At 34.6% G+C, this 24,970-nt stretch carries 15 protein-coding genes and 2 pseudogenes; 10 read left to right on the top strand and 7 right to left on the bottom strand.

The features are described from left to right. Window positions 1–249 precede the first annotated feature (249 nt). From BW942_RS01005 to BW942_RS00995, 3 genes are all read right to left on the bottom strand, one after another. Complete coding sequence (locus tag BW942_RS01005; RefSeq protein ID WP_001221434.1) at window positions 250–2,649, bottom strand: C1 family peptidase; 2,400 nt, start codon at window positions 2,647–2,649, stop codon at window positions 250–252. A 12-nt stretch (window positions 2,650–2,661) separates the two neighbouring features. Then, the gene (locus BW942_RS01000; protein WP_001049247.1) at window positions 2,662–3,120 is read right to left on the bottom strand and encodes an LIC_20196 family exoprotein; all 459 of its coding nucleotides are present in this window, start codon (window positions 3,118–3,120) and stop codon (window positions 2,662–2,664) included. A 328-nt stretch (window positions 3,121–3,448) separates the two neighbouring features. Continuing rightward, complete coding sequence (locus tag BW942_RS00995; RefSeq protein WP_001211392.1) at window positions 3,449–4,738, bottom strand: acetyl-CoA hydrolase/transferase family protein; 1,290 nt, start codon at window positions 4,736–4,738, stop codon at window positions 3,449–3,451. A gap of 512 nt (window positions 4,739–5,250) precedes the next feature. Between BW942_RS00995 and BW942_RS00990 the strand changes: the two are divergent. The 4 genes and pseudogenes from BW942_RS00990 to BW942_RS00970 all read left to right on the top strand — a co-directional run bounded on the left by BW942_RS00990 (window position 5,251) and on the right by BW942_RS00970 (window position 10,291). Then, window positions 5,251–6,452, top strand: a pseudogene (locus BW942_RS00990) (MFS transporter). A 590-nt stretch (window positions 6,453–7,042) separates the two neighbouring features. Beyond that, window positions 7,043–7,921, top strand: a complete 879-nt coding sequence (locus BW942_RS00980) for a patatin-like phospholipase family protein (RefSeq protein WP_000816747.1) — start codon at window positions 7,043–7,045, stop codon at window positions 7,919–7,921. A gap of 127 nt (window positions 7,922–8,048) precedes the next feature. Further along, window positions 8,049–10,013: a glycoside hydrolase family 5 protein gene (locus tag BW942_RS00975; protein ID WP_000391771.1), complete on the top strand. Its 1,965-nt coding sequence runs from the start codon at window positions 8,049–8,051 to the stop codon at window positions 10,011–10,013. Next, on the top strand, window positions 10,010–10,291 hold the full coding sequence (locus BW942_RS00970) for a TIGR04454 family lipoprotein (protein WP_000757100.1): 282 nt from the start codon (window positions 10,010–10,012) through the stop codon (window positions 10,289–10,291). Before BW942_RS00975 ends, BW942_RS00970 begins: the two co-directional genes overlap by 4 nt. Window positions 10,292–10,538: 247 nt before the next feature. Here BW942_RS00970 and BW942_RS00965 read toward each other — a convergent pair whose 3' ends face one another. After that, the gene (locus tag BW942_RS00965) at window positions 10,539–11,996 is read right to left on the bottom strand and encodes a CsgG/HfaB family protein (protein ID WP_000925584.1); all 1,458 of its coding nucleotides are present in this window, start codon (window positions 11,994–11,996) and stop codon (window positions 10,539–10,541) included. A 263-nt stretch (window positions 11,997–12,259) separates the two neighbouring features. Continuing rightward, the gene (locus BW942_RS00955; protein ID WP_000491588.1) at window positions 12,260–12,631 is read right to left on the bottom strand and encodes a hypothetical protein; all 372 of its coding nucleotides are present in this window, start codon (window positions 12,629–12,631) and stop codon (window positions 12,260–12,262) included. Window positions 12,632–13,037: 406 nt separating this feature from the next. On the opposite strand from BW942_RS00955, the gene BW942_RS00950 reads away from it, so the two are divergent. From BW942_RS00950 to BW942_RS00935, 4 genes are all read left to right on the top strand, one after another. Next, window positions 13,038–14,426 carry a high affinity choline transporter 1 gene (locus BW942_RS00950; RefSeq protein ID WP_000879800.1) on the top strand — a complete coding sequence of 463 codons (1,389 nt, stop codon included), beginning with the start codon at window positions 13,038–13,040 and terminating at the stop codon, window positions 14,424–14,426. Window positions 14,427–15,306: 880 nt separating this feature from the next. Further along, on the top strand, window positions 15,307–16,311 hold the full coding sequence (locus tag BW942_RS00945) for a patatin-like phospholipase family protein (protein WP_001134756.1): 1,005 nt from the start codon (window positions 15,307–15,309) through the stop codon (window positions 16,309–16,311). A gap of 282 nt (window positions 16,312–16,593) precedes the next feature. Continuing rightward, entirely contained in the window at window positions 16,594–17,001 is a 408-nt protein-coding gene (locus tag BW942_RS00940; RefSeq protein WP_001068355.1) for a hypothetical protein, read from the top strand. Window positions 17,002–17,043: 42 nt separating this feature from the next. Then, window positions 17,044–17,745, top strand: coding sequence for a FecR family protein (locus BW942_RS00935; RefSeq protein WP_000723989.1), 702 nt, complete (start codon window positions 17,044–17,046; stop codon window positions 17,743–17,745). 482 nt (window positions 17,746–18,227) lie between these two features. Here BW942_RS00935 and BW942_RS00930 read toward each other — a convergent pair whose 3' ends face one another. Beyond that, window positions 18,228–20,753, bottom strand: a complete 2,526-nt coding sequence (locus BW942_RS00930) for an ATP-binding protein (protein WP_000597511.1) — start codon at window positions 20,751–20,753, stop codon at window positions 18,228–18,230. A gap of 531 nt (window positions 20,754–21,284) precedes the next feature. Between BW942_RS00930 and BW942_RS00925 the strand changes: the two genes are divergently transcribed. Next, window positions 21,285–22,859 (top strand): sensor domain-containing diguanylate cyclase, encoded by a 1,575-nt coding sequence (locus tag BW942_RS00925; RefSeq protein ID WP_001103844.1) that lies wholly within the window; start codon window positions 21,285–21,287, stop codon window positions 22,857–22,859. Between the two features lie 13 nt (window positions 22,860–22,872). On the opposite strand, the pseudogene BW942_RS22190 reads toward BW942_RS00925, so the two are convergent. Beyond that, window positions 22,873–23,062: pseudogene (locus BW942_RS22190) on the bottom strand (hypothetical protein). Window positions 23,063–23,153: 91 nt separating this feature from the next. Between BW942_RS22190 and BW942_RS00915 the strand changes: the two are divergent. Then, on the top strand, window positions 23,154–24,836 hold the full coding sequence (locus BW942_RS00915; RefSeq protein ID WP_000739835.1) for a sensor domain-containing diguanylate cyclase: 1,683 nt from the start codon (window positions 23,154–23,156) through the stop codon (window positions 24,834–24,836). The last annotated feature ends 134 nt before the right edge of the window (window positions 24,837–24,970 follow it).

Raw genomic sequence — 24,970 nt, 5'->3', positions numbered from 1 at the left:
GCAAATATGAGATTCTTTAGAAAATCAATATATTCTAATTTTTTGATGAATTAAAAAACTCTATAAAATTCGAAAAGGGTAATCATTCCAAACGAATTTTTGTATAAAATTGCCCTTTTACGACTATCACAAAAATGAAAAAACTATTTTATAGAGATTCCCTAAAACTAAGAAATGTCCCAAACCAAATCGGTCATTAAAACAATTGTGTTTCTCCGATTTTTTAAAAGTTTGGGACAAAGATCTCAATTATTCTTTAAGAAAAGATAAATTAGATTTTTGATTTACGATCGACGGATCTTTCATCGTAACTGAAAGTGCGTCACCCGTTTTTTCGATCTCTATCTTAAATTTTCCGTCCTTGTCTATGATCGGAGATTCTTCTACATATTTACCTTCAAAGATCTTTTTCTTATTAAATTTGACCGTATAATTGACGTTATCCTGACTTTCGATTTCTAAAAGTACTTGGCTAACTCCGTTGTTACCATCCCATGCCATTGCGGTCCAAGGACCCTTGAATTTTTCAAGACTGGAATCTCCACCAAAGGTTCTTATTTTAGGAGCTACAACTGCCGTGGAAATTACAGCGGAGACTGGAAGTGAATTTCCACTTTCCCCTCCTAAATCGGTTTTAGAAGTTACAGAATAAAGAAATAAGGTTTCTTTTTCAGGCACTTCGGCCACGTAAGTGTTTTTATTTCCCGCAGAGCCTAGAAAAGTCCATTTTGATTCCCCTCTCTTCTTACGAAAAACATAATATTCTGATGCTTCTTTAACCGGGTCCCAAGTTATACTGATTTTGGCTTCTTTAACGTCTAAAACACCTTTGACGTTTTCTGGGGAAGAGAGTTTAACACCTCTTTGTTTATTTGGATCCGTATAACCGTAAGCAAAACTAGAAAAAGGTCCATTTTTACCTTCCGTATTGACCGCAGTCACAGAATAATACGCGTAACGTGCGGGAAGATTTTCATCGATAAATTCTTCCTTACCAGTCTCGGAAATTTTTTCCCAAGCTCCACCTCCGATCCAACCGGACTTAATATATCGAAATATTAGATATTTAGAAGCTCCAGAAACTTTCTGCCATTTTAGTTCTACTTTGTTTTGGTACGCACCTCGACTGGCGATTAACCCTAACGGTTTTGCAGGAGGAGTTTTAGGTTGAGAAGTAAAACCGCTCGCTGCATCCGAAGGTTCTCCTGTTTTGCCTCCTAGTTTTGCGGAAACAACGTAAATTTCTACAATCCCTTTTTTTGCTGCGGATGTATCTACGTAACTATTGATTTTAGAAGTTCCAATCGGACTGTATCTTTTCTGAGTTTTATTCCATTTAAAAATTTGATATTCGGAAGAAGCGTCCCCAGGTTCCCAAACGAGTTCGACTTTGTTATCGTATTGTCCTTGAGTTGCTTTGACTCCTAAAACTTTAGGAGGAGGTTTTAATTCCTCTGTTTTTGCAAATCCGATCACTTCTCCTTGGGACAAATCGGAAGCGGAAGAATCCGTCAAGGTTAGAATCTTATATTTATAAGCAAGGTTGGGTTGAACCCCATCGTCGTTAAAACTATTGGTACCAGACAATCCTATTTTTCCAAAGTTGGAATCTCCGGGGCCTTTTCTATGAATTTCATAACCGACCGCACCTGGAACAACTTCCCAATTGATCAAAACCTTATCTATAAAACTTCCTTGAGAAGCGGTGATAGAAGAGGGTGCTATAGGATTAGAATCGTTTGCAACTGAAGTAGGTTCGGGTGTATTGGAATCTGGCTTTCCTTGATCTATGACGGTTTCTACTTGATCGATCATTACAAAAGCGCCTTGGCAGATTTTAGTAAACCAACGATAGTCAATATACCCGTAGCCTTGGTCTCCCCAATCGGTTCCCCAAGAATTGATAAATTTGACTGCGTTTTTAGAATCGTCATAACCTACTAAGGCGATCGCGTGTCCTCCGTAGGTTTTGCCTAAACCTTCTTTATAAATTTGATCTCCTTTGAGATTAAAAAAATTCTCATAAACCAAAACCCCGGCAACGACAGGTTTGCCTTCCGAAAGTTGAGCTTTGACTTCGTTCATATCGGTAGTTTTTACTCTTAAGAATTCTTTCGCTTTGTATTTAGAAGCAGCTTCAATTGCAGCTTGAGAAGGACGGGTTCTATAATCTGCGGGATTGTAAGGCATAGTTTCCCAGGGAGCTGCTCCCATTTCCACCATAACTCTCATTGCGTCTGAAATTAAAGATCCGTTGTCTCTTCCACCGTTGATCTGGTTGTATATAAATGCGGGAGAAAAAATTTTACTGTAATTAGGAGCTCCTTGGGCGGTTCTGAGAGACCAATCCTTAGAACTTTTTCTTTCTATATATTCCTGAAAACTTTTAGTCGCGTAGGCAGTAGACCAAGCAACACAACTACCTTGTTCTCCTTGGTTTCCTACGGGAGGCATAGAAGGAGAAAGATCCACTTTGGAATCAAGTCCTCTGTGAGAAATCCCATAAGGATTTGTTTCTTTTAAAGAAGATAGAAGTTCAGAGGATTCCTGTTTCATTCCTAAAGAACGAAAGGAAGGTTGTGCAAAAATAGAAGTTTGGAAGTTTAGTAATAAAATAATAATTAAAATAGAATATTTTAAAATTCTCATATACTTTTCCTCTTAATTTCCTTTTTGGGATCGGACGACTTCTACAATCTCATTTTCTATCGCTCTGGAATATTCCTTAAATGCGAAAGGATGTGGTTCGTAAAGAACGATTAAGGAAGATTCATTGCCCTTGCTATCCTTGACCTTTTTTTGATTTAAAAACAAAATATAATCTCCTTCGGGAGGAGAAGCCTTGAGCCATTTACCTAAAAGTTCGGGAAAGATCATAAAACCGATTTCAAACTTAGGAGGAAGTTTTTCGGCGCCTTTCCAAGGTTTTAGGATTTCAATTGTCGCTGTGACCGAAATGGAAGTTTCCGAGATTTTTGTTTCTCGAACATTTGTAATTCTGGTCAACGCAATGTAGTCTGAATTTTTGACCTGGGTTTCCAACGTAGGGGGAGTTGGAACCGACAAAATTGGTAGGGTCAATAATAGGAAACCGATCCAGGAAAGCGCTTTCAAATTCATCTTTATCTCCGTTTGGCCGAAGCCAAAAATGAAGTATGAATTTTCAAATTCTCTCCGCAAGAAATTTTTTAAAACGAATATGTCTTTTACTGGGTTGAACCATTTTGTGTATCTAACGATTACTATTTTGCAATCAATCTAGGGATCTCTGTAAAATGAATTTTGATAGATAAAGGTCGTAAAACGGCGATTTCATGTAGAAATTTGATTTTAAAGGAGACTATTGAAGTAGACTTTAGGCGATCAATTGTAGTCAAAAGGTTGTGTTTAAGAAATAATTCTTCATAAAAAATATTGTTTTGGAATTTTATAGAAGTCTTTCTAATTTTTAAAAAATCCGAAAACGGGCCAATGCCTCTTTTTCTAGATTTTCTCTGTGATTTGGATGTGCGATTGAAATTAGTTCTTTGGCTCTTTGTCTTAAATTTTTTCCGTATAAATTTGCGATTCCGTATTCGGTTACGATAAAATGGACGTGAGCTCTGGTCGTTACTACGTTTGCTCCCGGTTTTAATAAAGAAACGATTCTAGATTCTCCTTTAGACGTGGTGGAAGGGAGGGCGATGATTGGTTTGCCTCCTTCGGAAAGCGAAGCTCCTCGGATAAAATCCATTTGACCTCCTACTCCGGAATACTGTCTTGTACCGATCGTATCTGCACAAACTTGACCGGTTAAATCTACTTCAACTGCGGAATTGATCGCTGTGACTTTTGGGTTTTTTCGGATCACATGAGGATCGTTGATATAACCAATATCTAACATTGAAACTTCTGGATTATCATCTATAAAATCATAAAGTTTTCTAGTTCCCATCACAAAGCCGGAAACAATTTTGCCAGGATGTTTTTTCTTGTGAATTCCTGTTATGATTCCTTTTTGAACGAGTTCCATCACGCCATCCGAAAACATTTCTGTATGGATTCCCAAATCCTTATGAGAAGTCAGACAAGTAAGTACTGCGTTTGGAATGGCTCCGATTCCCATTTGTAACGTGGCCTCGTCTTCGACTAAGCAGGCTACGTTTTTGCCGATGGCAAGTTCTATATCTGAAGGTTCTTCTGAAAAATGTTCGTGTAAGGGAAGGTGCCCTTCTACAAAAGAATGAATTTTATTTATAGGAATGATTCCGTCTCCATGAGTACGAGGCATGTTCACGTTTACTTGTGCGATGACTGTTTTTGCCGTTTCCGTCGCTGCTTTGCTAATATCGACCGAAACTCCGAGGGAACAAAATCCATGTTTGTCGGGAGGGGAAACTTGTATCAACGCGACGTCTATAGGAAGGATTCCTTTTCGAAATAAGGAAGGGCATTCACTTAAGAAAATTGGAATATAATCTCCTCTGCCTTCTTCGACTGCTTTTCGAGTGTTCGCTGCTACAAATAAAGAATTCGTAAAAAATTTTCCTTCCATACCAGGTTCTGCATAAGGAGCTTTACCTTCGGTGTGAAGATGGATCATTTCGACATTAGTCAGTTCGTTTGCGCGAGAGGTTAAGGCTTGGATTAAAAGAGTAGGTGCGGCAGCAACACTGTGGACAAAAACTCTTTGTCCTGATTTTACGGAAGAAACAGCCAAGTCTGCTGAAATGAATGGATTGTTGGTTTTAAATCTCAATTTTTTTCCTTACTATAAATGTAATCTAAACATGAATCGTGAAACTCAGCGAACGTCTCTATGGATCGGCCGTTCAGGAAAAATGTTTGCTGGTTTGTATGGGTGTTTTAGAAATTCAATAGTTTAACCAATCAGCAATCATTCGATCTGGGAATTGTATTGTTCTTAAAAAGATTCAGTTCTACCTTGAACTTTTCTATTTTTCTTTTTATAAAATCGAAATAACTTTCATAAGGTTTTCAATTTATTTTGTATTTTACTGATTCCTATTAAATTTGAGTATCATAAATTTTTTTTACAAAACCCTGTTTCAGTGCAAAATAATACTGGGTACTTTATTTTATAGTTCTGAGTAGTATCTGAATATTACAATAAACGTTTATTTTTGTAGTCCAGAATTCCCAGAATCGTGAAATTTTTTAGAGAATTTTCTAGAAAGAAATAGTGAAGTTCAATTCATTTTTGTTGTTTTTCTATCTACAGAAAATCTATATTTCACAAGTTTATCCAATATGTCTTCCCATCCTATTCGTAACATTCACGTAAAATCGGAGCCGATATTAATTTTCGTATTAGCATCGATTCAATTTACCCATATCCTGGATTTTGTAATTATGATGCCTCTGGGAAGTTATTTTCAAGAATCGTTTTATATCAATCCGAGAGAATTCTCATTTTTAATTTCTGCATATACATACAGTGCTTTTTGTGCAGGAATTGTAGGGGCTCTATTGATTGATCGATTCAATCGAAAGTCTGCGGCGATTTTTTTGTATTTTGGTTTTATTATTGGAACCGCTTTTTGTGCAGTCGCTAATTCTTATCATTTGCTTTTGGTTGCTAGAATCATTTCAGGTTCGTTCGGGGGAATTTTAAGCTCTGTCATTTTTGCGATTGTAGGAGACGTGATCGCTATGGATCGGAGGGGAAGGGCAATGGGTGCAATTATGGGAGCTTTTTCTGTTTCTTCGGTGATCGGAATTCCTTTAGGTTTAAAGGTGGCTGAATTTTATGGTTGGAACATGTCTTTTGCGGGAATCGTTCTTTTGAGTCTTCCTATTTTAGTTTTAATGTATTATCATCTACCTAGTATTCCTCCGTTTCAATCTACAGGAGAAGAAGATCCGGTTAAGGATTTTTTAAGAATTTTCACCTATAAAAGATATATGGCTTCTTATATGTTGATTATGTTTGTAATTCTTGGTGGTTTTACCGTAATTCCTTTTATTGCTCCTTATATGGAAAGAAATGTAGGAATTCCTAAAGAAAATATTTCTTGGATCTATTTTTTTGGAGGGCTCGTTACGTTTTTTTCTTCCAGAGGAGTTGGGATTGCCTCGGATAAAATTGGAAAGCACAAAGTATTCTATATTCTAGTTCCTTTATCTTGTATTCCTATTTTTATCATGACCAATTTAGGTCAAACGTATTGATTCTAACTACAACTTTTATGGTGATTGTATCTGGAAGATGGATTCCTGCTTTGGCGTTGATCACTTCCACGACGGAGCCAAGGGATCGAGGTCGTTTTATGACAGTAATCTCCGCATTACAAAACCTTGCTTCCGGTTTAGGGGCTACGATCGGAGGAAGTATTTTAGTGGCGGCGAGTCCTACTGCTCCTTATCAAAATTACGATATAGCTGGTTATTTGGCGATGGGATTTAATCTAATTGCGTTGATATTAATTTCCAAAGTAAAAGCGGTTTCTTGAATATGTTTGCGTAAAATTAGATTCAATGATCTAGATGTTAATAGAGTTGTTGAAAAATGAATTCTTCATCTTGTTTTTGTTTCATGAAATGGTTGAGTGAAGCAGTTCTGTGAATCGCCGCTATGGAATTTTTCAACAACTCTAATTTTGTTTTTAGTATTTATTTGTATTGTACAGCTTATAACCTTAAAATGTGGGAACTCATACATTTCGATTTGAGTTTTGTTTTGAAAATTGACTCAAAAAAACTACTCTGTTCTTGACATTTCAATGAGACAGAATATTTTGCTGCTACACGAAAGGAGGTGGTCTAGTGAATGATAGTTGTTGTAAACAATTGACCTGTGAGGTGGCTGAGCAATAGCCAGGGTACCACTTGCAATTCAGCCGTAGTTTGGTTATTGCAATCCAATCAGACCGCTGAACTTTCTGAGTTTCTAGAATTGGTCATTCTAAGAGCTTCCAATTTTCGACAGAAGGATGTCGATAAAACGATGCAGTCGCTCAGAAGGTTTCTCCTAAAAAATCTTTCTAACAAACATAAAACGAAAATCCTTCTCTTTTTTACGAGCCTTTGAGATTCAGGTAGAATGAAACGAGCCCTTATTTTATCCGGAGGTGGAGCCAGAGGCGCTTATCAAGCGGGTGTACTTCGGTATTTAGAAGAAATTCAATTCAAGCCAGATATTATTTGCGGAACTTCTGTAGGTGCGATCACTGCGACGGCGATGGGATGCGGAATGAATTCGGCAGAAATCACAAAGTTATGGAAATCCATTGAAGCTAAGAAAGTGATGCGCTATTCTATCTGGAACGATCTAGTAGATATCTTCGTTAAAAGTTATTCTCCTTTGACCGATACAACTCCTCTTAAAAACTTACTCTATTCTCATTTGGATTTTCGCAATTTGAGAAAAAATCCTACGGAAGTAATCATTACTGCTGTTAATATTCTCACAGCGGAACTTGTATTTTTTAGAAATAAGGAAATTGATATAGAACACGTAATGGCTTCTTCTGCGATTCCCATGTTTTTCCCTTGGCAGTATGTGGATGGAAAACCTCATTGGGACGGAGGTGTTATGGCAAATACGCCCATTTTACCCGCTGTAGAACGAGGAGCTACTGATATTGTTGTGGTACTTCTTTCTCCTGTTGGAGGAATTGATATGGGATTACCTAAAACAAGAAGAGAAGGTATAGAAAGAGTTTTTGAACTCTCACTGATCGGATCCTATCAAACCGTGATGTCCAATTTAAACTTTGAGAAAAAAAAGAGGAAGGGGAAGAAATCTAAACTTTCTTCTCTTTTATCTATTCCAAGTGCGGATCGACCCGAGCTCAAAATCAGAACGATTGGCCCTAGAACTTCTTTGGGATTTGGAAGTATTCTTAACTTTTCCCAAGTGCAAGCGGACTATCTGATCAGCCGTGGATACGAAGATGCAAGAATTCAATTCAGAGAATAGACGATTTGAATTGTGATCTTTAGAGCAATCGATTGAGAGTTTGTATTGGCTCTTTAAATTCAATGTTCTTTATGAATCAAAACATCATAAAAGCAAATAAATAAAGGAATTCAATTCGGGGAATATTATGGAAGAGTTATTCGTTAAAAACGGACATTTCGCCTCCAAAGAGGGAGCGATTTATCAATTACGCGGAGTTAATCTTTCCGGTTCCGCAAAACTTCCTTTAAAACCGGATGGTACCACACATTTCGATCAGACAACTACATTCGACAATCATAAAAATGTATCCTTTGTGGGAAGACCTTTAAAAGAAGATCAGGCGGAAGAACATTTCGACAGATTGAGAAAATGGGGATTTAATTTTTTGCGGTTTCTCATAACGTGGGAAGCGATTGAACACAAAGGTCCCGGAAAATACGACAATGAATATATAGACTATGTGGAAAGAATGGTTTCTCTTGCGGCAAAAAAGGGATTTTATCTTTTTATAGATCCTCATCAGGACGTATGGTCTCGATTTACTGGAGGTGACGGCGCTCCCGGTTGGACTTTGGAAGAATTAGGGATGAATATCTCCAAAATTCGAAACTCTGAAACGGCGATTGTTCACCACCACCAGGGAAAAAATTATAGAAGAATGTCCTGGCCTCTAAACTATCAAAAATACTCTTGTGCTACAATGTTCTCTTTATTTTTCGGAGGAAAAGAATTTGCACCGGACACAAAGATAGACGGAAGAAACGTTCAGGATTTTTTACAAGATCATTATATCGATTCTGTGCTTAAGATTGTTCGCAAACTTAAAAAATATAAAAATGTAATTGGCTTTGATACGTTAAACGAACCTTCTCCTGGATGGATCGGTAAAAAAAATCTGGGAGAATTTGACGGATTTGGATTTGGAAAAGTAGTAAAATCTTCTCCCTTTCAAGAAATGTATCTTTCCGAAGGACGTGCGGTTTCCGCGGCACAAGCGTATATGTTAGGTTTTTGGAGTTTGCCATTTGGTAAAGTACGATTGAATCCAGAAGGAGTTCCACTTTGGGAACGAGGACATCAATGTATCTGGAGAAATCACGGGGTTTGGGATTATGATCCGAATGGTGCTCCGATGATGTTAAAGCCGGAATATTTTTATAAGAAGAACGGAAGAAAATATGAATTCTATTCCGATTTTATGTATCCTTTTATTAAAAAATTTAAAGAAAGGGTACAAAAATTAGAAAATCGTTTTCATATCTTTATTGAAAGTGATCCTTCTAAACTCGAACTGGAATGGAAGGAAATTCCCAAAAAAAATCAAGGATCTGTAATCAACGCGACTCATTGGTACGATATATCGGTTCTTATGCTGAAACGTTATCTCCCTTGGTTTGGAGTACATGTATTTAAGCAAAAACCAATATTCGGAAAAGAAAATATAGACAATGCCTACGAGGAAACGATTCGTATGATCCGGGAAATGTCCGAGAAAAAAATGGGCAATTGTCCTACAGTAATCGGAGAAACCGGTATTCCTATGGACCTCAATCACAGAGTAGCTTATCTCAAAAATGATTACGGCGTGTTGGAAAAGGCTCTTGATCGAATTATGAAAGCAGTGGAAAAAAATTTCGTAAATCTGGCGTTATGGAATTATACTCCTGATCATACCCATAGTTTGGGAGATAGATGGAATGAAGAAGACTTATCTATCTATTCCCAAGATACGCCTTCTTCCTATGATGAAGACGGTGGGAGGGCGGTTCGGGCTTTTAGTCGTCCTTATCCAATACGAACCAAAGGTTTTCCTGTAGCCTTAACTTTTGATATGGAAAGGTCCTTATTTAAATATGCGTTTCGACAAGAAGGTGATTTGTTTCCGGAAACCGAAATTTTTATTCCGGAAATTCATTATAAAAAAGGGTTTGAGGTTTTAGTCAACGCTGGAACGTATCAATATGATTTTCGTAGCAGAGTATTAAAATTCAAAGGAGAAAAAGGAATTCTTGATTATGGAATAACCGTTTACCCGTCCAAAAAATCACTTTCCAGAGAACAAGATAGAACTAAAGTGGTTCCCAAGACTCAAAAGAGGAAGACTCAATGAAAAAAGTTCTTATGATTTCCCTAAGTGTAGCCGCGGTTCTTTCATTGACCGTAATGTGTGGAGGTGCTAAACATTCAGCTGAAGAATGTGCTCCTATTGTAGATGAAATGTTGACAAATCTAACTGCTGGACAAAAACCTGAAGACGCAGCAAACATCGCAACTATGAAAGCTACTCTAGTTCCAGTATTACAAAAAGAATGTATGTCTGGAAAATTTGATCTTACTTGTCTTAAATCCGCAAAAAGTATCCCAGCTATTCAGGCTTGTAAAAAATAAAATTTTTTCCTTTCGCACCTCGGTAAAATAACGAGGTGCAAAATTCCTTTCAAAACAACAATTTTTTTTTAAATGTGGGAAGAACTCCAGCAAATCACGATTTTACGAACAAATTCTAAAATTGTAGGGACTCATATTTTTAGAAAATTCTTTCTCGTTTTTTTACGTTGAACTCACGTTATTTAGAAATTATTTTCAAAATTCATGTTATTCTAATATATAGAAATCGATAGCGAATTTGAATGAATCATTTGCAAATACATTCGTTTTCCGAAAGAAATTTGATTCTAGAAGTTTTTTGGGCTGGATAAGGGTTTTTATCCACAATCACACAAATTTCTTTTGATAAAGACTGGAACAGACTTTTAAAATTCGTTTTGTATAATGTCGCTTCAGATGTTTTAGACCTACCCGCTGCTGAAATGAGTTTTCCAAGAAAGTCATCTAATTTCTTTTCTTTTTGCTCTGAGATATTTACAGAACTTAAGAAATCTTGAATTCTTAAAAAGATCATTTCTTTTTTATTTTCGTTTGTTTCTTTAAAATAGTGATTGGATAAAAAATCAAAAATAGAAAAAACTTTATTCGTTTCTGCAGAAGTATCAAATACGATATTTTTATATTTATCAAAAAATACAAGCGCTGTCAAATCCGAATCCAAAAACGCTTTAGAATCTTGTAAAGCGTATAAAATAGAAAGTACAATCTCTTCCTTACGTATGGCGACGGGTCTTCCTATTTTCTTTTGAATTCCCAACTCCATAATTTCGTCTGCTCTTTTTAGAATGAGTTGTTTATTTGTTTCGGATTGTATATTTAATAAATATACAATATATCTTGTTAGACCTCCGACGGGAACCCTCTGGATTACATCTTTTCCAGATAACCATTCTTCTTCATCTATACGCTTATCCAATTGAAAATAACGTAGGCTGTCCAAAACTCGATAATTTTCGTCTGGGTTTTGAAATTTTTTTAAAGAATCCATTAAGAAAATATTATATTCTTTTGAATCAATTTTATGACGAATAAAACTCGATAATATCAGGCCGTGAATTTTTCCACATTCTTCTTGAAAGGATACTTTCTTTGCTTTTTGAACGAGTTCTTGAATCTTAGACTCCGTAGATAAATCTTTTAAAAGAGTTTCTATTTCTAAGTTGCCAGGACATTTTTTTTCCGGTGTCGTTTGTTGAGAGGAATTTTGATTCGTTATTGAGTCTTGATTTTCTTGAGTGATTGTAGTATTAAAAGCATAAACGATTTCGCCCGTTACAACATGAATAAAACGTCCTGATATTTTAATTTCTTCTTGCGTTTGTATTTTTTGAATCGAATAAGATCCAGTAAGAATGAGATCAATCGGAATTATTTTTCCTAATTTTCTGGCTTGGTCAGAATCAAGAAGACCAGAATATTCTAATGAATGTTCTGTTAATAATTCTGCAAGTTTTGTTCTTTCGACTAAAATATTAGAAGAATCTTTTGATAATTCTACTATGAACAAATCGGAAATCATGGAATTGTATTTGTTTGTCTGTTTTTCGGAATGAATAAAGTCTATCACTCCGATTTTATAACTTTTTTTGTTTTTATTAAAATTTAGAATTACGGACTCAATAGGTGAACTTCCGGTTGTAGTGCATTGGATAACACATACAATTAGGAAAAGATAAGTAAATTTAAAAAAGCGTAATAAAAGCATTTATGCCATTGACCTCTTTACTTAGAAACTATTCTTAAACGTTTTCTGATTCAATTTGGAAATGATTTAACAATTTTCGATTTAAATAACGGGATTAAATCACTGTTTTGTGAATTGTATTTCTATTTTTTCACTTTGAAAAGTTTCTTTGAAAACATCAGAATTGTTTTCAAATTGGCGACAACTATTTTCTTAAAGAATACACTGCTAAAAGATGTAATCTCTCAAAAAAATGGAAACATTTTAAGGAAGCTAATTGTCTTTTATTCTTCCATTAAAAAAAATCCTTCTTCTTCCGAATAACATCCGTGTTCTCGGTATGGACCCGAAGTATAAAAGTGAATTTTTTGTGCGTATCGTCTGCCGATTTTCAAACAACTTAAACAAATGTCCCAGCGGATTGCCCAGTCACATTCTTCCCTTCGATAAGATGGAAAAACTCTCAACAAAGGTTTTGTTTCTGCAATGTCTTGAGGGTTTGTCTGAGAAAATAAAGGTTTAAAAAAAGTAACGTCTAACGGAATTACTACGATAAAGAATAAGACAAATATTCTTTTAATTTTGAATTTATTTTTAATGGAATGTTGTACTTGTATAGGTTTATTTGGAGGAGAATCTAAATCTTTGGAAAACATTCTTGTTTATATATCGAAAAAAATAGTGGGATTCGAAAGGGAAAATTTTTAAGAACTTTGTTTCAAAATTTTAAAATGTAGGATCTACTTCAAAGAAGTCAATAATTCCGATTAAATTCAATTTTTGAAAACTTCTCTATCTTTGATAAAATCGGTCATTAAGTTTAGCGTGAATTCAACATAACGCGAAAGGGATATTTTTCTATAGTTCTAAATTTAAGTTGATCTCTATAAAATAGGAAAAAAGTTTTAACATCAATTTTCTTTATGAAATTGGGATTTTATGATTGTTATTCGCTAGAAAATTCATTTTATAGAGGTTTCTTTTAAAGCGAACTTGTTTGTAACATAAGAATTGGTTGCTTTTCAGAGGGAAACATAAGAAAGGGGTAATCAAGGAAATTCGTTGCTCGCAATATCAGTTATTTTTTATCTCTTTACTACGATACTAATCGGGGCGGTTGCTTCTCGATTTGTAAGCGATTCAAAGGATTATGTACTCGCAGGTAGAAGGTTACCTTTGTTTCTTGCATCTTCCGCTTTGTTTGCGACTTGGTTCGGCTCTGAAACTTTACTTGGGGCTTCTTCTCGTTTTGTGGAAGATGGAATTCTAGGTGTTATAGAAGATCCGTTTGGCGCTGCCCTTTGTCTATTTCTTGTAGGTTTATTTTTTGCAAGACCCCTTTATAGAATGAACATACTTACTTTTGGAGACTTTTATAAAAATCGGTTTGGAAGAAGAGCCGAAATTTTATCGAGTGTATTTATGATTCCTTCCTATTTCGGTTGGATTGCCGCGCAGTTTGTTGCTTTAGGAATCATCTTTCATTCGTTAGCCGATATTCCCGTGTCTACCGGTATTATTGCGGGAGCCGGAGTCGTTTTGATTTATACTGTAATTGGAGGAATGTGGGCGATTTCTCTTACCGATTTTTTACAAACCGTTTTAATCGTATTAGGACTTTCTTATCTAGTTTGGGATCTAAGCTCTAAAGCGGGCGGAATCGAGAAGATACTCGCATCTACAAAACCTGGTTTTTTTAAATTTTTTCCTGAGATGAATGCTAAAAGTATTTTCGCATATATAGCGGCTTGGATGACGATTGGTTTAGGATCGATTCCACAACAAGATATTTTTCAAAGGGTAATGGCTTCTAAGTCTGAAAAAGTAGCCGTTTATTCTTCTTTATTAGGATCGTTTTTTTATTTAAGTGTGGCTTTTCTACCTTTGATTGCTGTGCTTTGTGCGAGAAAGATATATCCTGAAATTGCAAAAGAAGACGCACAGATGATTCTTCCCAAAACCGTACTAACCCACACTGGACTTTTTACTCAGATTTTGTTTTTTGGGGCTCTATTGTCCGCAGTGATGAGTACAGCCAGCGGAGCGATTCTTGCATCAGCCTCCGTATTGGGGGAAAATGTAATCCGCCCTTTTTTTAAAAAAACGAGTGAAAGAACCCTTCTTCGGTTGTTTAGACTTTCCGTGATAGCAATTACGTTAGTCTCTCTTTCAATGGCAAATACAAAAAGTAATATTTACGAATTAGTATCTCAGGCGTCTGCTTTGAGTCTTGTTTCTTTGTTTATCCCTCTTGTCGCCGGGCTTTTTCGAAAAAATTCTACTTCTACCGGAGCTATATTTTCTATGATTGTAGGATTTTGTACATGGTTTTTATGTAATATACTTTCATTAGAAATACCAGCTTCGATCCCAGGCTTAATTTCTAGCTGGATAGCTTTATATTTGGGAGATTGGATGGAACATAGAGGTTATATTCAAAAAAGCCAATGATTCCGAGTTAAGTGCAGTTTTTCATCTTTGCAGAATAAGCCTCTAATTTTTGAGATTATTTTTATGAGCCTGAGTGATAAATTGCCAATAAAAATATAATAAAAACAAAATGTTCTAATATAACTTGTTTTTAATTTAATATGAGTCCGGTATAATGTGAAAGGAGTTGATGCGAGGAAGCTCAGCAGAACGCTTCTCTATGATTGCGTTCTAAATTGAAGCTAAAGAAGATTGTTGTATAATGTTTACTATATACAATTTATTGACCAGAGCTGAAAGCCCGGTCCGGCTTGCCGTAGGGAACCCAGATTTTTTTATGTCGAACTCAGGTTAATTAATATGAGTTCCGTAAGGAAGAAATTTGACTACTGAAAATTCTATTCATTCGTGTTTGAAATTGAGTTCAAATTAAAATGTATTCGATTTATTTAAAATACTTTTTATAAATCAAATGAATCTAAACTCAAACTCGTAAAAGTCCTCTACTGTTCACTATAAAGTTGAGTAGCCGTAAATATTCTGACTAAGTGTTATTTAATGTAAGTTTGATATAATCCAATCCGAAGTTGACTAAGATAGAGGAATTCAGTAGAACGTTCTTTCAAACTCAGCAAAACGCTCCCCTGCGGATCGCGTTCTATAACAAATTGAATTCAGGAAAAGATTTTGTTTTTAAGTGAATGCTCAATTTGTTAATCGAAGTTAAAAGAGTGGTCTAACAATGCCGGATTTGCCAAACTTTCTTATGCAGAATTTATGTTATTGAAGTGTAAACGATTGAGTACTTTATTATATAGTCTTAGTGGCAAAATAAAATAATTTCTTTCCATAAAAGTAAATGAGATCTGAAAATGGTAAAAATATAAATTCGGAGAAATGAATGCCGCCCATTTTAGACGATTCTGTCGCCTTTGAAAAAAAACAGGAACCTCAAAAACGATTGGGAGAAGTATTCCAAGGTCTTTGGTTGGAAAATGAAATTTGTTTTGCGATCGCCGGAGGTGGATGTAAGGCTTTTTATGGATTGGGTTTTGGGCATGAGATCAAATCTTGGGGTTTAAAGTTTAAGGAAGTGTCGGGAGTCTCTGCCGGTGCCGCGATGGTACTCTGTTTAATTTGTGGAGACGAGGAGGAATGTGTTGCTTTCTTTGAAAATATAGTTCGAAAAAATCCAGCTAACTTTTATTGGAGCCGACTTTTTAAAGGAGAAAGAGCTTTCCCGCATGAAGAGATGTATCGAAAAACGATTCGATTTGGTATGGATTTTCAAAAAATCATTCAATCTGGGGTTAAGGTATATATTCACACTTTGAGGGCGATCCCAAAGGAAGATTCTCTAAAAAATAAATTTAGATTGGCAAGATTAATTGCAGAAACCGCAAAAGCTTTTTTAGAGGACGAAAGAGATAGAAAACGCGGTTTAAATACGGAAAGGATGCAAAGAGTACTCAGAAATTGGAATATGAAGGAAGTCTTATTTACGGAAAAAGATTTCGACAATGAACAAACGGTAGAGCAAATTATTCTCAACTCCTCATCTGTTCCTCCGGTTGTTTCGGTTCAAACTCTTGAAAGAGAATATTATTTCGATGGCGGACTTACCAACAATTTACTTTTGGAAGCGTTCCCTCCTGATAAAAAGACGATCGGAATTTATTATGAACCTACTACGATTGTGGGAAAAGATCCAAAACTTTTAGAAAGATGTTATTTACAAACTCCTTCAGAGCCTTTACCGATTACTTCTTTCGATTATACGGATCCAGTTGGAGTTAGAAAAGCCTATGAACTTGGAAGAAGAGATGCTCGGGTTAATAAACATAAAATTTTCGAATACCTAAAAAAAGATTGGGTAAAAACTTTTTCTTCTTTAAAATTGAAATAATTGTTATTTAGACACTATTTTTTATTCCATTGGTCTTAAAATTAAATTTTTGCATTAAATCGTTGTTCTGCGGTTCTCATCAAATTAAAAATTCATTTTATTGAAATTTCCAAAAATAAAAACATTGCCCTCATATTATAAATTTCACAAACGTAGTTAGGCTCTGAAATATAAGATTTAAAGCTACATTTTGTTTTTTTGTAGTAAAAAAATCGATCCATAAGAGTTGTAAAATAAGTAGTAAGTCAATTGGTTCAAAAAATAAAATTAGGACAATAGAATATGAATCCGATCGTTCAAAACATCATTGCTTTGGTCGCGGGAGCCGTTTTTGGTAGCATCGTAAACATGGGAATTATCATGGTCAGTGGGCATATCATTCCTCCTCCTACTGGGGTAGATGTGACTACAATGGAAGGACTGAGGTCATCCCTACATTTATTCGAACCTAAACATTTTATTTTACCGTTTTTAGCTCATGCACTTGGTACTTTTGCTGGGGCGTTGTTGACTGCAAAGGTAAGTTTCAATCACAAGGTTAAGCTTGCTATGGGAATTGGATTCCTTTTTCTAATCGGTGGAATTGCAAATGTAATGATGCTGCCTTCACCTTTATGGTTTACCGTCTTAGATTTAGTGGGTGCATATTTACCTATGGGTTATCTGGCAGGAACCTTGTTGCGAAAATAAACCTCATATAGAAGATCGTTTAAAATTCGGAGTACAAAATTTATGAAAAAAATATCTATATTATTTGTTTTAGTGGGTCTGATCGTCTTAAGTTTTCATTGTAAAGAAAATAAATCAGATCAAACCAAAGGAAGAATTGCGTTTCTAAAAGGCGAAATTTCCGTTCAAAGAGGAGAACAAAAGTTCAAGGCGATTGTCTCTCAAGAGATTTTAAACGGAGATGTAATTTTGACTGGACCTAAATCGGTCGCTACTCTTGTTTTTGGAGAGAATTCGACTGTAATAGAAGTTCAGTCGGATTCTAAATTTCAAGTAAAGGAATCATCGGATGAAAAAAACTTTTTTCAGGATAAAGGAAGCTCTTGGATTTTAACAAATAAATTATTAAAAGGAGAAAAAATGAATCTTCATACTCCTACTACGACTGCCGGTGTGAGAGGAACTAAATTTTACACTTCGGTTTACGGAGATATGACGTTTACTTGTCATTGTGAAGGGCGGATAGAATTAGAAAATCATCAAAATCACTCTAAAAAAATTAATGATGCGGATTATTTATCCGTAGCCAAAGGAGATAAAACGATTTATATTACTCCGAGTGATTTACAAAAATTGAATGTTCCTTACTTGCATAATCATAGTGAAATTGAAAATTCTCTTGTGGGAGCGCAAAATAAAATGACTCCAGAACAATTTCAGATTATTTATGAATTGGCAAAAAAGAAATTAGAATCTATTGAATAGAAAAATCTAAGCTCAGTCTCAAAACATTTATAATTGAGCTTTCTATAAGACTCGGTTCAAGAATGTGCGCGTTTCAAAAAGTATAAGTTATAAAAACTTACCGAGTCGTTTTGGGGTGATTTAAATTAGTACGAGTTCTGTGTGAGGAAATGAGAAAGAATTTTCTGAAAGTATGAGTTTCTACAGTTTTAGGGTTTATTCGTAACATCGTAATTTGTGATAGTTCCTACAAATTACGTCTATAGTGATTTACAGATTTTTGGATAAGATCACTTAAAAACTATAACAGAATGTTCAATATCTTGTATTGAAATAGAGCCTTGTAATTAAGATCCCACGGTATTCAATTTTATAAAAATTTGTAAGAGTTATAGTACACACATTTTATTTTACCGAAAAAAAGTAGGTTAATCTATTGTCTTTGGAATGGGTATATTATAATTAAAAGAAATTATAATATTTAAATATCTTTTTGAATATTATCAATGAATTACGAGCCATTTATAGATCATTTGTTCTATATCTTTTTTGTAATAAGGTTTTCCTAAAAAATCAGACATTCCCGCTTGTCTACATTTGATTTTATCTTCTTGAAGAACGTCTGCAGTTACTGCGATGATTACAGGTTTAGGAGAAATCATGGGATCCGTCAAAATAAAGTTAGAAGCACTGATCCCATCCAAATGAGGCATGTTTATATCCATAAAAATCAAATCGAATCTTGAAACTCTGACCTTTGTGATCGCTTCTAAGCCATCTTTGGCCAACTCAAATTTGATCTTGAGCTTTTTAAGAATACCAGATAAAAGAAAAATGTTGGTAGAATCGTCTTCGGCGATTAAAATAAAAGTGTCCGGAGATAAAGAAGAAAGATCTGTGATTTCTGGAAGATAAGTTGAATGATCCTTGGAAACAAATTCGGATAATAAAACCGTAAACTCAAACGTGGAACCTTTAGATTTGTTTTGAGATACATGAATTTTACCGTTCATCAATTCGACTAGTTTTTTAGAAATTGCAAGGCCTAAACCAGTTCCACCGTATTTTCTTGAAATGCTCGAATCGAGTTGAAAAAATTTTTGAAATAACAAATCAATTTTTTCTCTAGGAATTCCAATTCCAGAGTCTATTACCTGAATCTTATATTCGATTTTTGTTTCTATCTTTTCAGAAAACGCACGAATTTGAATTTTACCAGAATCGGTAAATTTAACCGCATTTGAAATCAGATTGGAAAGAACTTGTGTAATCCTACGTTTGTCTCCCACAGATTTGTCTATAAAATCGGGAGAATAATCAACCGATAAAACAAGACCTTTTTGAGTTGCTTGATAAAGAAAAATACCTATTGTTTCTTCTACGGTTTCTTTCCAGTAAAATTCGTGTAGTTCTAAATTTATTTTATCCTCTTCTAATTTAGAAAAATCTAAAATATCGTTGATAATCTTAAGAAGATTCTCTCCGCTTTTTTGAATCAAATTTCGAATATACTGTTGATTCTCGTCTAGAGGAGTCGATTTAAATTGTTCGATCAAACCGATGATACCGTTAAGAGGAGTTCTAATTTCATGGCTCATAGAGGCTAAAAATTGAGATTTAACCTTATTTGCAAATTCGGCATCATCGCGCGCTTTGAGTAATTCTCTCGTTCTGGATTGAACCTGAAATTCTAAGTTTGTATTTTGTAATTCTTTCAGTGCAAGTAATTCGTTGTGAGTTTCGATATTTTCTTGTAAAGTTGATTTTAACTCCAGCGCCAAATCTTCTGAATGATTAAAAGCTTGTGTGAGCTGTTGGGCTAACACTCCAGCTTGGAAAAAAATAAAAACGGTTATTCCAATATAGGAAATGTAACCGGTCGAAATATATCCTAACGTGAAAAGAATATCGTTTAATACTACTGTAGAAAAAATGAGATATGCGATTAGAATAAGAGTAGCACCTTTTCGTTTCATTTTATGCGCTTTAAATAGATATGTGGTTAAGCCCAAGGGCAGAAAAGAAATTAAGACAAAGATAATACTAAAGAATTCAGTAAAAACTCGAACAGGCAAAGCTAATGTAAAACTCGAACAACCAAAAACTCCAATTGCCGAGTTAATAAAAAAAGAAGAAACTTCCTCCGGAAATAAAGATTTGATAAACATACACATAAAGATTCCAATTGATAGAACCGTAAAATATATAAAACGAATGTAAAAATCAAAATCTATATCAGGAAAGAATATTATAAAAGCGTGATCTTCAACGCTAAGCTGACGGATCCCCATTGAAATACAAAAAAGTCCAAAAAATAAATATTCCTTCGAACGTGTTCTAAAAAGGAATAAAACCAAATGATAAAATCCAATTAAAGCTACAGATGCAAAACTTGCGATGTCCATCATGAGATGGCTCACTTGAGTATTTCTGATGATTTCCCATTTACCTAAATAAATAGGTTGCCAAAAACCATGATTTTGATGATTGAAATTCGAAACCCAAATGACGATCGTCATTTGGTTGTTTTGTGGACCAATTTCTGTCCTGTCTGGTTTGAGTTTTGGAGTCATGGTATTGAAGTCCGTTCCCAAAACACCAATTTGTGCAACGGATTTATTGTTTATAAAAATTTGAAATGCAGATAAGATTTCGGTCCATCGAATACCATAAGAATCGTGAAAAGAGGTTGGTAAAATTACTTTTAATCGATACGTAGCCTTACCAAAAGGAGATAAATTTTTTCCGGGAATATTATAAAATTTCCAATAAGCAGGAACTGGATAAAATCCGTTACAATTTTCTTTCCATTGAGATTCTTCTGCATTTGGCGGAATCCATTGATCCCAACAAAATTCCCAATTTCCTTTTAGATTAATCGATTCAATATTAGGATTCCAAGTAGATAAATCAATGACACCATTAGAAGCAATAGGATTGTTTTGTTTAAATTGAGAACAGTTCAATAAAAAAGTAAGAAAAGAAATTAGAATGAAAAATATGCAGGAAATACGCAAAGACTTTATCATTTTTGACAATAATTCCTTTTTAATGGTAAGGTGAATTATGGCAAAAAATCCCGATGATTGCGATTCAATTTTAAAAATATTCAAAAAATCTGATTCAAAGTTTTCTTGATAGGGAAATATTTTTCTGTTTCATCATATCAAAATTTAAACTGACTTGTGGAAAGGCCAGTTCAAACGCGTGACTTAGGATGAATCACTGTATAGTAGAAAATTATTTAGAACTATAAAACAAAAATACCTAAGATTTTAACCTCTAAACTCTAAATCCGGATTTGTATGAAAATGAATAAAACTCTATTCTTAGGGATTAGGTAATCCCGGCTTAAGTTCTATTTTTTAAAAATCGTTCGTTTTTTGTATTACCAAACTAACTAGGAAAAATGACGTTTTTGAGGATTTTGTTTTATTCCCAATATCCAAAAGTATTCTTAAAATATAGAATGGTACTTTTTAATCAAAATCAAATTCAATAAACATTTGCGAAGAATCAAATTCTATAAGATTCTGTATTCGAGAAGAGCCTGAACTGAAATGAACGTATATCAACAAAACGAATCAAGGATACAAAAAAAGAAGATTCTTATGGTCTTAGCCGTTATCCCGATTTTGATGATTGGAACGTTTGTTTACGAAGTAAAACAGATACAAAGTGAAATTCATCGTGTCGTATGGATGAGAGCGAGAGTAACTCAGGATTATATTCGAAGGATCAGTAATCAAACCAGGGCTCTAAAACTTTCAATCTCTCATTCTATGGACTATTATGAAGATTCTATTTTAGATAAACGTGTGCTTCACAAATTTAAGAAATACTCCAGTTTAAAAATTTTTGGAAATAGAAATCAGATAAAAACAAATTCTTCTACTTCTGAATTTTTAGCAACTTCCGCTTCTATAACTCCGTTTTTTTTAAGAGAAGTAGAAGCTGCTTTGGGACTCGGTGGGCAATTTGAAACCTTGGTAGAAACAGAAACACAAAGTGAAGTGGTTTGGGCCTATTATTTATCTGCACAGAAGTTTCTTTATTTTGCGCCTACATTGAAGCCGTATAAAGATATTTTTAATGAAGGTCTTTATCAAAGACCTTTTTGGGTTCAGGCAACTCCTAAAACGAATCCTCAGCGTAAACAAGTCATATCGGAGCTTTACAATGATATTGGTGGACAAGGATTAATGATCACTATTTCCGAACCAGTATATTTTAGAGATCAATTTATTGGAGTCGCAGCAATTGATATAGGTCTTGATGCAATGCGTAGAGTTTTAGCTGTAGGCGATTGTATAGGGGAAAGTATTCTTATAGATGAAAATAATAAGATCATCGCAAAGGAATCTTGGATTGATATAAATGATTCAACGATTCAACTCCCAAGTGGACCTTCGGAAAAAATTTTTTTACAAGAAGGATACTATTGGGCTTTTTTCGAAATCAAAGATCAAGAAGTGCGATTGGTACATCGAATTTCGGCGGTAGAATTTTTATTTTCGGTTATCTTAAATCTACTTCCATTTTGGGGGTTGATATGCACTCTCGGGATCGTTTCCATTTTATACATAAAATTGAAAGCGTCTATGGAACAGGTTTCAAAAATGATTCATACAGATCCTCTGACTGGAATTGCAAACCGACGCGGCTTTTTAAAACTTACACAAAAGTCTTTGGTGACGATTCATCGTCACGGACAATCGTGGACGATTTTGATGATCGATATAGATCATTTTAAACAAGTAAACGATCGGTTTGGACATGATACCGGGGATAGAATTCTAATTAAGGTTTCTCAAATACTAAGCGCTAATATACGTCAAACTGATGTGGTATGTCGTTGGGGTGGAGAGGAATTTGCAGTTTTTCTTTTTGGGGTTACTCCGGAAGATTCAATAAATATTGCAGAACACCTTCGTAAAGAAGTTGAAAGTAAGGTTGTACTTAAAGATGGAAAACCGGTCACTCTAAGTATTGGAATTTCTGAAGGAAAAAGCGGAAAGAGTAGTGGTAGTGGTTTAGAAAATGCGTTTGCTTGCGCTGATCAAGCATTGTATCAAGCAAAAACTTTGGGAAGAAATCGGGTTTGTGTATTTGATACTACAACGGAAATGTTTTAAGCCAAGTTTATAATTATTTAATATTATATCTTTTCTTGTTATAAAACGAAATTATTTCTGTAATTTTTAATAAAATAATTCTAACCCAATATAAAGATTTTATAAAATTACTATCGTTAGAAAAAGAACACAAAGGTTTATAACGATCATAAACTCTATAATCGAGAAACTATTGCAATCATAAAAGATTTTGTTTTTGTCAAATTGCTGTCTTTTTATCATCTTTACACCCTAAAATTTGAAGATTCATTTACGTTTTACAATATAAATTCTCAAATTTGATTTTGATAATTGATGAAAAAGAATTTGGATTTCCTTTTCGATGGAACCTATGTCATCTTTCCACTAAGCGATTTGTTTATCGAGGTGATCCAATTGCAATTCAAGACTCAGATTAATTCACAAATCGAAAATGTAAGAGTCAAAAAGAGAATCATCTTTTCGCTTTTAGCAATTATTCTAATATTCATGTTTCTTTTTCTGATTTATGAAAACTTCAGAATGGAAAAAGAAATCGATCGAGTTGTCGGTATGAGAGCTCGTGTGATGAAAGACTATATCCGTAAAGTTGGATCACAAACGAGAGCCTTGGGGTTGTCTATTACAGATTATTTAACTTTTTATGAAAATACGCCTATAAACCCAGATCTCATTAAAAAATTTAAAAATTATCCGAACTTAAACAGATTTGGAATTCCTCATATCAGTCGGGAAAATCAAGAAGGCTCAGGTCCAGACGCGGGCACTTTAACTGCAGTAGGTTCCGTTCATAAATTGAATCCTTCACTTCTCAAAGAGATAGAAGCAGCTTTAAATTTAAGAGGTCAATTTGAGTCCTTAACTGAGAAACAAAGTGAAGTAGTTTGGGCTTACTACTTATCAGAACGCAAATTTTTATATATTACTCCAAAGTTTAAAGATGAGAATTATTATTTTACGGATGATCTTTATGCGGAACCTTATTGGACCCAAGCGAATCCAATCGCCAACCCAGCCGGACGTCAGATCATCACGGATCTGTATGAAGATATTGCCGGGAAGGGTTTGATGATTTCGGTTTCTGAGCCAGTTTATGTAAAAGGAAAATTTATGGGGGTTGCGGCAATCGATATAGGCTTAGATGCAATGCAAAGAATATTAGAGAGCGGTGATTGTATTGGAAGAAGTATGCTCATAGATGAAAATGGAAAAATTGTCGCTAAACCAGACAACTTCGCTTTAAATGATAGATTACCTTCTTCCGTATTTTCCTCGATATTAGAATCTAAGAAATCTTTTTTTCTACAAAAAGGAAGTTTTTGGATTGGAGTCAAAATTAAGGAAGAAGAAATTTGGTTGGTCCATGAAATTCAAATTTTTGAATATATAATTTATATTATAAAGAATCTTTTGCCTTTTTGGGTGCTTACATTTACTTTCTTTATTGTTCTAGTGTTGTATGTCAAGTTACGTTCTTCGATGAACCAAGTATCTAAATTAATTCATACAGATCCATTAACTGGCATTTGGAATCGGAGGGGTTTCTTAAAGTTGACTCAACGATCTATTGCTCTTGAAAATCGTCATAAAAATGAGTGGGCAATTTTAATGATTGATATTGATCATTTCAAACAGGTAAACGATAGGTTTGGACATGACGCTGGCGATAAAACTTTGATAAGAGTGGCACAAATACTCAGTCGTTCGATTCGACAAACAGATGTGGTTTGTCGTTGGGGTGGAGAAGAGTTCGCAATCTTTTTGTGTGGAGTTGGTCAAGAAATTTCTATAAACATCGCTGAAGAATTACGTAAGGAAGTAGAAAATCAAATTCGATTAAAAGATGGAAATCCTGTCACTCTGAGTATTGGGGTTTCCGGAGGGAAACAGAATTTGGAAGAAGCTTTTACAAACGCCGACCAAGCGTTGTATCAAGCAAAAACTTCCGGAAGAAATCGGGTATGTGCTTTTAACTTTTTGCAATCGAGTTTAAAATAACTAAATCTAATTTAAATTGTGGAATACTTTTGAAGTTTCAGAGTTTATTTTCTCAATTCAAATTATAACTCTACAAAAAATTAAAATGGCGAATTTCTTTTTAATTTTAAATCCAAATTAAAAATATTCTAAGT

It is taken from the genome of Leptospira interrogans (genome assembly GCF_900156205.1).
Classification (GTDB): domain Bacteria; phylum Spirochaetota; class Leptospiria; order Leptospirales; family Leptospiraceae; genus Leptospira; species Leptospira interrogans.
The sequence above is the reverse complement of the archived record's forward strand: the minus strand, read 5'-3'. Positions and strand labels throughout refer to the sequence as shown.

Bases quoted from the DNA above. Each gene is read 5' to 3' on its own strand.
- BW942_RS00980 (WP_000816747.1), top strand. From the start codon at position 7,043: ATGAAACGAGCCCTTATTTTATCCGGAGGTGGAGCCAGAGGCGCTTAT.
- BW942_RS00935 (WP_000723989.1), top strand. From the start codon at position 17,044: ATGAAAAAAATATCTATATTATTTGTTTTAGTGGGTCTGATCGTCTTA.
- BW942_RS00955 (WP_000491588.1), bottom strand. From the start codon at position 12,631: ATGTTTTCCAAAGATTTAGATTCTCCTCCAAATAAACCTATACAAGTA.
- BW942_RS00940 (WP_001068355.1), top strand. From the start codon at position 16,594: ATGAATCCGATCGTTCAAAACATCATTGCTTTGGTCGCGGGAGCCGTT.
- BW942_RS00915 (WP_000739835.1), top strand. From the start codon at position 23,154: ATGAAAAAGAATTTGGATTTCCTTTTCGATGGAACCTATGTCATCTTT.
- BW942_RS00925 (WP_001103844.1), top strand. From the start codon at position 21,285: ATGAACGTATATCAACAAAACGAATCAAGGATACAAAAAAAGAAGATT.
- BW942_RS01005 (WP_001221434.1), bottom strand. From the start codon at position 2,649: ATGAGAATTTTAAAATATTCTATTTTAATTATTATTTTATTACTAAAC.
- BW942_RS00970 (WP_000757100.1), top strand. From the start codon at position 10,010: ATGAAAAAAGTTCTTATGATTTCCCTAAGTGTAGCCGCGGTTCTTTCA.
- BW942_RS00945 (WP_001134756.1), top strand. From the start codon at position 15,307: ATGCCGCCCATTTTAGACGATTCTGTCGCCTTTGAAAAAAAACAGGAA.
- BW942_RS00965 (WP_000925584.1), bottom strand. From the start codon at position 11,996: ATGCTTTTATTACGCTTTTTTAAATTTACTTATCTTTTCCTAATTGTA.
- BW942_RS00975 (WP_000391771.1), top strand. From the start codon at position 8,049: ATGGAAGAGTTATTCGTTAAAAACGGACATTTCGCCTCCAAAGAGGGA.
- BW942_RS00930 (WP_000597511.1), bottom strand. From the start codon at position 20,753: ATGATAAAGTCTTTGCGTATTTCCTGCATATTTTTCATTCTAATTTCT.
- BW942_RS01000 (WP_001049247.1), bottom strand. From the start codon at position 3,120: ATGAATTTGAAAGCGCTTTCCTGGATCGGTTTCCTATTATTGACCCTA.